The 10,821-nt window shown below is 69.2% G+C and carries 11 protein-coding genes; 10 read left to right on the top strand and 1 reads right to left on the bottom strand.

Annotation, left to right across the window (positions count from 1 at the left end; genetic code table 11):
- Positions 1–4 precede the first annotated feature (4 nt).
- The 9 genes from DMC18_RS15230 to DMC18_RS15190 all read left to right on the top strand — a co-directional run bounded on the left by DMC18_RS15230 (position 5) and on the right by DMC18_RS15190 (position 9,880).
- Positions 5–94: an SDR family oxidoreductase gene (locus DMC18_RS15230; RefSeq protein WP_233245357.1), complete on the top strand. Its 90-nt coding sequence runs from the start codon at positions 5–7 to the stop codon at positions 92–94.
- A gap of 16 nt (positions 95–110) precedes the next feature.
- Entirely contained in the window at positions 111–1,094 is a 984-nt protein-coding gene (locus DMC18_RS15225; RefSeq protein WP_110133069.1) for a fumarylacetoacetate hydrolase family protein, read from the top strand.
- Between the two features lie 40 nt (positions 1,095–1,134).
- Positions 1,135–2,250 (top strand): FAD-dependent oxidoreductase, encoded by a 1,116-nt coding sequence (locus DMC18_RS15220; protein WP_110133068.1) that lies wholly within the window; start codon positions 1,135–1,137, stop codon positions 2,248–2,250.
- A 224-nt stretch (positions 2,251–2,474) separates the two neighbouring features.
- Positions 2,475–3,545, top strand: coding sequence for a VOC family protein (locus DMC18_RS15215; RefSeq protein WP_110133067.1), 1,071 nt, complete (start codon positions 2,475–2,477; stop codon positions 3,543–3,545).
- Positions 3,546–3,641: 96 nt separating this feature from the next.
- The gene (locus tag DMC18_RS15210; RefSeq protein ID WP_146218088.1) at positions 3,642–4,886 is read left to right on the top strand and encodes an MFS transporter; all 1,245 of its coding nucleotides are present in this window, start codon (positions 3,642–3,644) and stop codon (positions 4,884–4,886) included.
- Entirely contained in the window at positions 4,886–5,320 is a 435-nt protein-coding gene (locus DMC18_RS15205; protein ID WP_110133065.1) for a VOC family protein, read from the top strand. Before DMC18_RS15210 ends, DMC18_RS15205 begins: the two co-directional genes overlap by 1 nt.
- A 4-nt stretch (positions 5,321–5,324) precedes the next feature.
- The gene (locus DMC18_RS15200; RefSeq protein WP_110133064.1) at positions 5,325–6,101 is read left to right on the top strand and encodes an SDR family NAD(P)-dependent oxidoreductase; all 777 of its coding nucleotides are present in this window, start codon (positions 5,325–5,327) and stop codon (positions 6,099–6,101) included.
- Between the two features lie 172 nt (positions 6,102–6,273).
- A complete protein-coding gene (locus tag DMC18_RS15195; RefSeq protein WP_158285914.1) occupies positions 6,274–8,559 on the top strand; it encodes a TonB-dependent receptor in 2,286 nt (761 codons plus the stop codon).
- A 166-nt stretch (positions 8,560–8,725) separates the two neighbouring features.
- On the top strand, positions 8,726–9,880 hold the full coding sequence (locus DMC18_RS15190; protein ID WP_110133062.1) for a S9 family peptidase: 1,155 nt from the start codon (positions 8,726–8,728) through the stop codon (positions 9,878–9,880).
- A 177-nt stretch (positions 9,881–10,057) separates the two neighbouring features.
- On the opposite strand, the gene DMC18_RS15185 is transcribed toward DMC18_RS15190, so the two are convergent.
- Complete coding sequence (locus DMC18_RS15185; protein WP_110133061.1) at positions 10,058–10,564, bottom strand: helix-turn-helix domain-containing protein; 507 nt, start codon at positions 10,562–10,564, stop codon at positions 10,058–10,060.
- Positions 10,565–10,597: 33 nt separating this feature from the next.
- Here DMC18_RS15185 and DMC18_RS26970 point away from each other — a divergent pair.
- The coding region (locus DMC18_RS26970) for an SDR family NAD(P)-dependent oxidoreductase (protein ID WP_233248174.1) at positions 10,598–10,821 on the top strand (224 nt) is incomplete at its 3' end.

Raw genomic sequence — 10,821 nt, 5'->3', positions numbered from 1 at the left:
CCTGATGGGCGCCATCGTCTTCCTCGCCTCCGACGCCTCGGCCCTGATGACCGGCTCCTCCCTGGTCGTCGACGGCGGATGGACCGCCGATTGAGTTCAAGGATCTCCGCATGAAGCTCGCCACCCTGAAGTCCGACACCTTCGACGGCCGCCTGGTCATCGTCTCCCGCGACCTGAAGACGGCCGTCTTCGCGCAGGCCGCGCCGACCCTGCAGGCGGCGCTGGACCGCTGGGACGCGCTGGCGCCGGCGCTCCAGGCCCAGTCCGACGCCCTCGACGCCGGGACCGTGCAGGACGCCTTCGCCTTCGATCCCACGCAGGCCCTGTCGCCGCTGCCGCGCGCCTACCAGTGGCTGGACGGCTCGTCGTTCCTGGCCCACGGCCGGCTGCTGGACAAGGCGTTCGGCATCCCGCCGATCCCCCAGGCCGACGTCGTGCCGATCATGTATCAGGGCGGCTCCGACGCCTTTCTGGCACCGACGCAGGATGCACCGTTCGTCGACGAGGCCGACGGCATCGACTTCGAGGCCGAGTACGCGATCGTCACCGGCGACGTGCCGATCGGCGCCACCGACGAGGAAGCGCAGGGCGCTGTGCGGCTGGTGCTGTTGGCCAACGACTGGAGCCTGCGGGCGCTCCAGCGCTTCGAGATGATGCGCGGCTTTGGCCCCATCCACGCCAAGCCGGCCACCGCCTTCGCCCCGGTGGCGGTGACGCCCGACGAGCTTGGCCCCGCCTGGGCCAACGGCAGGGTGGAGCTGCCGGTGCAGGTGGCCTGGAACGGCCAGGCCTTCGGCCGGCCAAGCGGCGCGGCCATGGACTTCACCTACGCCAAGCTCATCGTCCACGCCGCCCGCACCCGCGCCCTCAAGGCCGGGACCATCGTCGGCTTCGGCACCGTCTCGGAGGGCGCGCCCGACAAGGTCGGCTCGGCCTGCATCGCCGAGCGGCGCGGCTGGGAGGTGATCCAGCACGGCGAGCCGAAGACCGGCTTCATGCGCTTTGGCGACACCGTCCGCATCGAGGTGCTGGACGAAGCCGGCGCTTCGGTGTTCGGAGCCATCGAGCAGAAGGCGATCCAGGCGAGAGCCTGAGAGCGTCCATAACGACAAGAAGCGTAAAAGGGTCGAGGAAATGGTCGGCAAGGTTCTGGTGATCGGCGGCGGCATCGCCGGCATGTCGGCGGCGATCCTGCTGCGGCGGGGCGGGGCGGCGGTCGACCTTGTCGAAATGGATCCGGCCTGGCGCGTCTACGGCGCCGGCATCACCATCACTGGCCCGACCCTGCGGGCCCTGCGCGCGGTGGGCGTGCTCGACGCGGTGCTGGCCCAGGGCGCGGCCTGGAGCGGCGGCACGGTCTTTTCCAAGACCGGCGAGTTCATCGCCGACCTTTCGACCACCCCAGTCGAGGAAGGCATCCCCGCCACCGGCGGGGTCATGCGGCCGGTGCTGCACGCGGTGCTGTCGGAGACGACCCGCCAGGTCGGGGTGGATGTCAGGCTCGGCGTCACGGTCGAGGCCCTGCATCAGGCAGGCGAGGCCGTCGAGGTCGCCACCAGCGACGGCGAGCAACGGACCTACGATCTGGTCATCGGGGCCGACGGCATCTTCTCGACCACCCGCAAGGCGATCTTCCCCGACGCGCCCGAGCCGCGCTTCACCGGCCAGGCCTGCTGGCGGCTGCTGGCCGAGCGGCCGCCGGGCTTCGACCGCTCGCACTTCTACATGGGCGGCGACAAGAAGATCGGCTTCAACCCGGTCTCGCCGACCCACATGTACATGTTCCTGCTGGAGCACACGCCCGACGATCCGTGGATCGACCTGGCCGACCAGCCGGCGCGGCTGCACGCCCTGATGGAGGGCTTCGGCGGCATCGTGCCCGGGATCCGGGAGGGGGTGCTGGCCAACCCGACCATCAACTACCGGCCGCTGAAGATCCTGCTGCAGCCGCCGCCCTGGAATGTCGGCAGGGTGGTGCTAATCGGCGACGCCGTCCACGCCACCACGCCCCACCTGGCCTCCGGCGCCGGCATGGCCGTCGAGGACGCCGTGGTCTTGGCCGAAGAGCTGGCGCGCGGCGGCGATGTCGAGGCCGCGCTCGAACGCTTCACCGGCCGCCGCTTCGACCGCTGCCGCATGGTGGTGGAGAACTCGGTCCGCCTGGGCGAGCTGGAGATGACCGGTGGTTCACCGCAGGAGCACAACACCCTGATGGCTGCTTCGATCACGGCCCTGCGCCAGGCCATCTGACCCTTTTTCCGCGTCGTCTCCGACCTGGCCCGCCCGGCGATCCCGCCGGGCGGGCGCTTCTTTTGGCGCGTCCCGCGACGCCCGGCCGCCGCGATACCTCCAATCCGAACAATGGATTTCTCGTCGCCGCGCCCGGGTGGTCTGTTCGCAGGGAGAACAAGAAGCCAGCGGGGAGGACGGCAAGGCGCAGGGCGCCGCGTCCGGACCCGTTCACGGAGTAGGGCATGGCGATTCTGGGTGTCGAGAGCGCGATTTTCGGCGTGGACGATCTTGAGCTCTGTACGCGGTTCTGGACCGACTTCGGCCTGACGCCGCTGTCGCGAACCGACGACGAGAGCGTGTTCGAGGTGGCCAGCGGGTCGAAGATCGTGGTCCGTCGTCGCGGCGACCCGCGCTCGCCCGCCACCTACGCCGGCAAGGTCGGCATGCAGGAAACCATCTGGGGCGTCGACACCCAGGAGGCCTTCGACGCCCTGGTCGCCGACCTGTCGCGCGACCGCGAGATCAGCTTCGACGCCGACGGGGCGGCCCACTTCTTCTGCGATGACGGCATGCCGATCGGCCTGAAGGTCTGGAACAAGCGCCAGGTCGTCTCGCAGCCCGATCCCGTCAATGCGCCGGGGAACATCCAGCGTCTGAACCTGCACCGCAAATGGCGCCGGCGCTGCCTGCCCAAGACCATCAACCACGTGGTCTTCTTCGTGCACGACTACGTGGCCAGCCTGGAGTTCTTCATCGAGCGCCTGGGCTTCCGCTACACCGACCATTCACGCGGCGCAGGGGTCTTCGCCCGCGCCGACGGGACCCACGAGCACCACAGCATCTTCTTCGTCTCGACGGCCCTGCCGGTGGCGCCCGACGATCCGGGCTTCATGCACATCGCCTTCGGCCTGGAGGATATCGACGAGCTGATGCTGGGCGTGAACCAGATGCAGCAGAAGGGCTGGACCAACACCAGCCAGAACAGCTCCGGCGGCCTGTCGCGCCACCGCATCTCGTCGGCCATCTACTACTACTTCGACAACCCGAACGGCGGCGAGGCCGAGTACCACGTCGACACCGACTATCTCGACGACAACTGGGTTCCGCGGGTCTGGGACTGGAAGTTCGGCTCGCTACTGTGGGCCACGAAGACGCCCAGCTTCTGGGAGGGCGAGGTCGCCTGGGACATGCAGTTCGACGCCGACCGTCGCTCGCTCGAACCTTTCCGACGCCCCGGGGGCGTCGGCGACAAAAACGGAAATCTTCCGGACAAGCTCGACACGCTAACTGAGGAAGACGAGCACGCGATCTAGAGCGCGACAGCCGGGCCCGACAACGGTTCCAGCGACTGTCGCGCTCCAGAGAACAAAGACGGGCTCGCGACAAAAGACATTAGAGAGGGACAGTCAGTGACCACGTCTTCCGCCCCAGCCGCCCGGCGGGCCGGGCCCGTCCAGGGCCTCAGCCTGCTTCTGCCCGTGACGCTTTCGGTGATGGGGGCGCTGCTGGTGGCGCCGATCATCCCGCAGCTGATGCAGGCCTTCGCCCATGTGCCGGGCATCGAATTCCTGGCGCCGATGGTGGTCACCATGCCCTCGCTGTGCATCGCCCTGTTCTCGCCGCTGGCGGGGATGCTGGGCGACTCGGTGGGCCGGCGGCGGCTGCTGATCTGGTCGATGGCGATCTACGCCGCCTTCGGCGTCGCCCCGTTCTTCCTGCGTGACCTCTGGGCGATCCTGGCCACCCGCGTGGTGGTGGGGGTCATGGAGGCCGTGGTCATGACCCTGTCGACCACCCTGATCGCCGACCTTTTCCGGGGCGAGACCCGCGATCGCTGGCTGGCCGCCCAGGCGGGCACGGCCTCGGTCTCTGCCGTGCTGTTCCTGATGATCGGCGGCGCGGCCGGCCGTTTCGGCTGGCACGGACCGTTCCTGGTCTATCTGTTCCCGCTGGTGCTGATGGTCGGCGTGATCGCCTTCACCTGGGAGCCCTCTCGCGACGAGGCCGCCGGCGAAGGGGAGGGCGAGGAGGCCCAGCGCCCGTCGCTCAGCTGGGCGGGCTTTCCGTGGAAGTTCATGCTCGGCGTCTGCGCCGTCACCCTGTTCGCCGCCACCATGTTCTACACGGTGCAGATCCAGCTCAGCACGGCGCTGTTCGCGCTCGGCGTGAAGGATCCGGCCCGCATCGGCCTGCTGACCGCCATCGCCAGCCTGGCCGTGCCGCTCGGCACCCTGTCGTTCTGGATCCTGTCGCCGCGCCTGCCGCTGCGGGGCCTGATGCTGCTGGAGTTCGCCCTGCTGGGCGTCGGCTTCATCCTGATGTCCCATGCGCCCAATGAGACCACCTTCGTGGCCGCCTCGGCCCTCAACCAGATCGGCGGCGGCATGATCCTGCCGACCATGCTGACCTGGGCCACGCGCGGCCTGCCGTTCGCTGTGCGAGCGCGCGGCATGGGCGTGTGGCAATCGACCTTCGCCCTGGGGCAGTTTGTCTGCGGCCTCTTGGTGCCGCTGATCGGCAAGTCGGTGGGCGGCATCCTGCCGACCTTCCAGGTGATCGGGGCGGCCAGCCTCGTCGCCGCCGTCCTGACCCTGGTCGCCATGCTGGCGGCCAAGGGCGGCAAGCCGCAATCCATCGCCCAGGTGAGCCTCTGATGAGCCAGTTCAAGTACGGCTTCCACCACGGGGGCGTCAGCGTCCCCGACCTCGACGCCGCCGTCGAATGGTACGACCGCGTCCTCGGCTTCAAGGTCGAGCGCCGGTTCCCGATCCCGACCATCCCCGCCCAGGTGGCGATGATCGCCAACGGGGCCTTGCGGATCGAGCTGTTCGAGGTGCCGAACGCCGCGCCTTTGCCCGAGGACCGCCGAATTCCCGACCGCGACGTCCACACCCACGGCAACAAGCATGTGGCCTTCGTGGCCCAGGACGTCGTCGCCCTGTCGGAGGAGCTGAAGACGCGTGGAGCCGACATCGTCTGGGTCAAGACCATGCCGCACGGCTCGGCCTGCTTCATCCGGGATCTCGCCGGCAACCTGATCGAGTTCGTGGAGGGGCCGATCCCCGCCGGGGAAGCCGGGAGCCTCTGAGCGCATGAGCACGCTTCTCTCCAACCGCCTGGCCGGCAAGGTGGCGGTCGTCACCGGCACGGGCGCCGGCATCGGCAAGGGCGTTGGCCTGATGTTCGCCCGCCACGGCGCGCGCGTCGTCGGCTGCGACATCGACGCGGCGGCCGCGCAGGCCACGGCCGAGCAGGCGAGGGCGGAAGGCCTGGCCTTCGACAGCCTCCACCCCTGCGACCTGACGACCGAGGCGGGCGCCCAGGCCCTGATCGACAAGGCCGTCGCCCTGCACGGCGGGATCGACATCCTGGTCAACGCCGCCGCCATGGGGATCTTCGCCTTCATCGACGACATGACCTATGCCGACTGGCGCAGGACCCTGACCGGCGAACTCGACATCGTTTTCCTGGCCTGCAAGGCGGCCTGGCCGCACCTGCTGGCGCGGGGAGGGGGCTCGATCGTGAACTTCGCCTCGGCCAACGCCCGCCAGGCCCTGCAAGGCTCGGGCGCCCTGGCCCATTGCGCCGGCAAGGGCGGGGTGCTGGCCATGACCCGGCAGCTGGCGATGGAGGGCGGACCGCACAGGATCCGCGCCAACACCATCTCGCCCGGCCTGATCGTCACGGCGGCCACCGCGCCGGTCGTCGCTGACCCGGAATTCGAGGCGCAGGTCCTGCGCAAGAAGATGATCAAGCGCCTGGGCCAGCCCGAGGACGTGGCCTGGCTGGCGACCTTCCTGGCGTCGGACGAGTCCAGCTGGATCACCGGCGCCGACCACGCCATCGATGGCGGCGCGACGGCCTGGTGAGGGCCTGACGAGACCCGGCGCGGCGCTCATCCGTCGCGCCGATGGCGCCTATCCGAAGCAACGCTTTGTCGCCGAACGATGGTCGTCATAGCCTTTCCGAACAAAGGGATCGGCCGTTTCGCACCGCGCGTCAGACGCGGGCGGCGGCCGCAAGGAAACAAGGGGAATGCAGATGCGAGTCAGCTTGCTGACGTCGGTCGCCATGCTCGCCGCGCTGAGCGCGGGCGCGGCCATGGCCCAGGACCAGAAGTCCGCCGACACTGTCGAGCTGGGCGAGGTGGTCGTCACCGCCCAGCACAAGAACGAAACCATCCAGAAGGCGGCGGTGAACGTCACCGCGCTCGGCGCCGAGCAACTGGAGCGCGCCTCCGTCGTCCAGGCCCAGGACCTCAACCGCGTGGCCCCCGGCATCCAGATCAGCCAGGGCGGGCCGTCGACCCAGATCTACATCCGCGGGGCCGGCACCTACGGCACCAACATGTACGCCGACCCGGCCGTGGCCTTCAACGTGGACGGCGTCTACATCGGCCGCCTGCCGGCCACCGAAGGCGTGTTCTACGACCTCGAGCGGGTCGAGGTGCTGAAGGGCCCGCAGGGCACGCTCTACGGCCGCAACGCCACCGGCGGCGCGGTCAACATCATCACCGCCAAGCCGAAGTTCGACTTCGGGGCAGGGGGCTCGCTCGAGGTCGGCGACTACAACCTGCGCCGCGCCGACGCCCATCTGAACGTGCCGGTCAGCGACACCTTCGCCCTGCGCATCGCCGGCCAGACCGTGCGCCGCGACGGCTACCTGTCCGACGGCTACGACGACGCCAATGTCGACGCGGTCCGCGTGAAGGGCCTGTGGGCGCCGACCGACGACGTCTCGCTGCTGCTGAGCGCCAGCTACGCCCAGATCGGCGGCAAGGGGCCGGGCGCGGTGCCCGTGCCGCTGGTCGATCCCGACAATCCGTGGACCGGCCCCAGCACGGCGGCGGCCAACGCCTACCTGCTGTCCAACACCGGTCCGCCCTCGGCCCTGATCGCCTCGATCGGCTCGGACGGCTACGTGAACAACAAGTTCTACGCCTTCGGCGGCGAGCTGAACTGGCGACTGGGCTTCGCCGACCTGACGGTGATCGCCAACCAGACCCGCCAGGACGCCGACTACGTCACCTATCGCCCCGGCTTCTACTTCTCGCCCAACGACCACCAGATCCAGCGCTCGCTGGAAGCCCGCCTGTCGGGCGAGGCGGGCAAGCTGAAGTGGGTGACCGGCCTCTACGCCTACAAGGAAGACCAGCGCACCGACTTCACGGTCAACCAGGGCGCCTTCAACAAGAACCGCGTCGTGCTCGACAGCCTGACCGACGCCTCCTACGCCGCCTTCGGCCAGGGCACCTACAGCGTCACCGACGCCTTCCGCCTGACCGCGGGCCTGCGTTACACGCAAGAGACCAAGACCCAGCACGGCACTCTGGCGGTGGGCGGGGTGTCCAGCTCCAGCGTCGCCAATTCCACCTACTGCTCGGCGACCAACCAGGGCACGTTCTCGACGACCTACGTCTACGAGGGCGACACGACGGCGACCGACACCTGCATCTTCCCGGTGGCCGGCGACAAGACCTGGCGCTCGACCGACTGGAAGCTGGGTTTCGAGTACGACGTCGCCAGGGACTCGCTGCTCTACGGCTCGGTCAGCACGGCCACCAAGGCCGGAGGCTTCTGGGCCGCCCTGGCGCCCAACACCTACGAGCCCGAGAAGCTGACCGCCTACGCCGTGGGCTCCAAGAACCGGTTCCTCGACCGCCGCCTGCAGGTCAACGCCGAGGTCTTCTACTGGGACTACAAGGACCACCAGGAAAGCCACCTGGGGCCGATCGTCAACCCGCCCGCCGGCTTCACCAACATCACCGAGAACTCGGGCAAGGCCGAGATCTACGGCGTGGATCTGGACACCCAGTTCAAGCTGACCGCCCGCGACCTGCTGACCGCCAACGTCCAGTACCTGCACGCGACCTACAAGGAGTTCAGCTACACCCGCTCGGCCTCGCTGCCGGCGGCGATCACCAGCTGCGCCTCCACCACCCAGACCTCGGGCGACTACACGCTGGACTGCTCGGGCAAGCGCATGCCGCGCACGCCCGAATGGCTGGTCAACCTGGGCTACGAGCACCGCTTCGATCTGCCCAACGGCGGCTCGATCACGCCCTCGGCCCACACTACCTGGTCGGCGGCCTACTGGCTGGCCATCGATTACGTGCCCAACGAGCGCCAGCCGTCCTACTGGATGCACGACCTCGACGTCACCTATGCCGCCCCCGGCGGCAAGTGGTCGCTGGCCGCTTACGTCCACAATGTCGGCAACGAGGCGGTCTTCACCGACGCCTATCTGCAGCCCTTCACCACGGGGATCTCCTACAGCGTCCTGCGCGCCCCGCGCACCTGGGGCGTGCGGCTGTCGGCCAAGTACTGATCGCTCTCGATCGAACTTGCGGGGACGCGTCGCGGGGGGGCGGCGCGTCCCTTTTTCTTTGGCCCCGCAGCTATCGGCGCCGCCGATGGCGGCCATGGGCACAAGCGCTTTTTCCGTTTCCGCCGGCCCGCTTAAGACCGCTGGAACCCACCAGGAGACCCTCAGGATGTTCGAGTATTTCCCCGGCAACTACGTCTGGAACCTGTCGGTCTGCATCGCCCTGGAATCCGGCGGCCAGGTCGGCGAGGTCGACGCCATGTGCCGCCCGATCCGCGAGGCGGCCACCCGCGGCGAGGACGCCGGCACGGTCGAGTTCATGGAAAGCTGGGCGGCCATGGCCGACACCCTGTGGGACCTGGCGCACGAAGACCTGGCCGCCGGCCGCAGGCTGTCGGCCGGGCCCAAGCTGCTGCGCGCGGCCCTCTACTACTTCACCGCCGAGCGCATGCAGAGCCGGGGTTCGGTGCGCCGCGTCGCCACCTACGCCCGGGCGCTGGAAGCCTTTTCGCTGGGCTGCGAACACGGCCGCCAGAACTGCCGCCGGGTCGAGATCCCCTACGAGGGCGGGGTCATCGCCGGCCTGTTCGTTCAGGCGCAAGGCGTCGACGGCCCCGCGCCGTGCCTGGTGCAGGTCAACGGCCTCGACAGCGTCAAGGAACTGCTGTTCCTCAACCGCGAGCCCGACGCCCTGGCCGCGCGCGGCGTCTCCTCGCTGATCATCGACCAGCCGGGCACGGGCGAGGCCCTGCGCCTGCACGACCTCAAGGCCGTGTTCGACACCGAGCGCTGGGCCTCCAGGGTGGTCGACTGGCTGGAGACCGTTCCCGAGGTCGATCCGAAACGGATCGGCATGCACGGTGTCTCGCTGGGCGGCTACTACGCGCCCCGCGCGGTGGCCTTTGAACCGAGGTTCGCGCTGGGCGTCGTCTGGGGCGCCAACCACAATTGGGGCGAGATGCAGAAGCGCCGCCTGGCCCGTGAAGGCGACATGCCCGTGCCGCACTACTGGGAGCACGTCCGCTGGGTCTGGGGCGGTGAGACCATCGACGACTTCATGGCCATCGCCGAGCAGGTCACGCTGAACGGGGTGATGGAAAAGATCGCCGTGCCGTTCCTCGTCACCCACGGCGAGAACGACCGCCAGATCCCGCTGGAATACGCCCACCAGAGCTACGACCAGCTGACGGCCAGCCCCAAGCGCGAACTGAAGATCTTTGGCGCCCGCGAGCAGGGCGTCGAGCACTCCAGCCTCGACAACGTCGCCAACGCCCGCGACTGGATCGCCGACTGGGTGGCCGAGACGTTTGGGGCGATGAAATAGCGCTCTTGCCCTCTCCCCTTGCGGGAGAGGGTGGCCTCGCGGAGCGGGGGCGGGTGAGGGGTCTCTCAGGCCTCAAAGCCGCGACGGCAGTCGTGCTGGGCGAGGCGTCTCATGTCTGAGAGACCCCTCATCCGTCATCCTTCGGATGACACCTTCTCCCGCAAGGGGAGAAGGAACTTACTCCTCAGCTTCATCAAACCTCGCCCGCGCCGCGCGGATCGCCGCGTTGTGCGCCCGCACCCAGTCCATCAGCCGCTCGACCTCGGCCAGCAGGCCTTCGCCCAGCGGCGTGATCGCATAGTCCACGCGCGGTGGCACGGTCGGGGTGATCGTGCGGCCGATCAGGCCGTCGCGCTCCAGGCTGCGCAGGCGCAGGGTCAGCATGCGCTGCGAGATCGCGCCCTCCCACGACAGCACGCCCACCAGCCGCCGCAGCGTCGCGTGCCGGAAGGTCCCGCCGCGCAGGATCAGGAGCAGCAGCAGGCTCCAGCGGTCGCCGACCCGGGCGAACACCTCGCGCATGGGGTCGCTGCGGTCGCCGCCGTTGCGCGCCTGGTCGGCCGCGAGATCCGCCAGCGGCCGGATCGCCTGGGTCAGCGCCTCGCCCTTGAAATCGACCTTCAGGATGCGGCCGATCTCGGCCTGGACGGCGTCCAGGGCGCGCGGCGGCTGTGCGTCGGTCATGCGGCGAATCCTCCCGAGGATGGGAACAATAATGTGCCGTCTTACGGCGAAAAACGCCTCGCCCTATCCCTCCTTCGACGCCCGCGCAGACGGGTCCGACCAGAGGAGGACGCAGCCTTGGGCTCCCTTGCGGACAAGACCGCCATCATCACCGGCGCGGGCGGGGGCATCGGCCTGGCCACCGCGCTGCTGCTCGCCGAGCGCGGCGCGCGCGTCGCCGTCGCCGACCTGCGTCTTGCGGCCGCCGAGGCCACCGC

It is taken from the genome of Caulobacter sp. D5, assembly GCF_003185805.1.
GTDB lineage: Bacteria > Pseudomonadota > Alphaproteobacteria > Caulobacterales > Caulobacteraceae > Caulobacter.
Note: the sequence above shows the minus strand (reverse complement) of the source record. Positions and strands in the feature narration are given on the sequence as shown.

What these genes read in the sequence shown, in the direction of transcription:
- DMC18_RS15230 (WP_233245357.1), top strand. Translation starts at nt 5, where the DNA reads ATGGGCGCCATCGTCTTCCTCGCCTCCGACGCCTCGGCCCTGATGACC.
- DMC18_RS15225 (WP_110133069.1), top strand. Translation starts at nt 111, where the DNA reads ATGAAGCTCGCCACCCTGAAGTCCGACACCTTCGACGGCCGCCTGGTC.
- DMC18_RS15220 (WP_110133068.1), top strand. Translation starts at nt 1,135, where the DNA reads ATGGTCGGCAAGGTTCTGGTGATCGGCGGCGGCATCGCCGGCATGTCG.
- DMC18_RS15215 (WP_110133067.1), top strand. Translation starts at nt 2,475, where the DNA reads ATGGCGATTCTGGGTGTCGAGAGCGCGATTTTCGGCGTGGACGATCTT.
- DMC18_RS15205 (WP_110133065.1), top strand. Translation starts at nt 4,886, where the DNA reads ATGAGCCAGTTCAAGTACGGCTTCCACCACGGGGGCGTCAGCGTCCCC.
- DMC18_RS15200 (WP_110133064.1), top strand. Translation starts at nt 5,325, where the DNA reads ATGAGCACGCTTCTCTCCAACCGCCTGGCCGGCAAGGTGGCGGTCGTC.
- DMC18_RS15195 (WP_158285914.1), top strand. Translation starts at nt 6,274, where the DNA reads ATGCGAGTCAGCTTGCTGACGTCGGTCGCCATGCTCGCCGCGCTGAGC.
- DMC18_RS15190 (WP_110133062.1), top strand. Translation starts at nt 8,726, where the DNA reads ATGTTCGAGTATTTCCCCGGCAACTACGTCTGGAACCTGTCGGTCTGC.
- DMC18_RS15185 (WP_110133061.1), bottom strand. Translation starts at nt 10,564, where the DNA reads ATGACCGACGCACAGCCGCCGCGCGCCCTGGACGCCGTCCAGGCCGAG.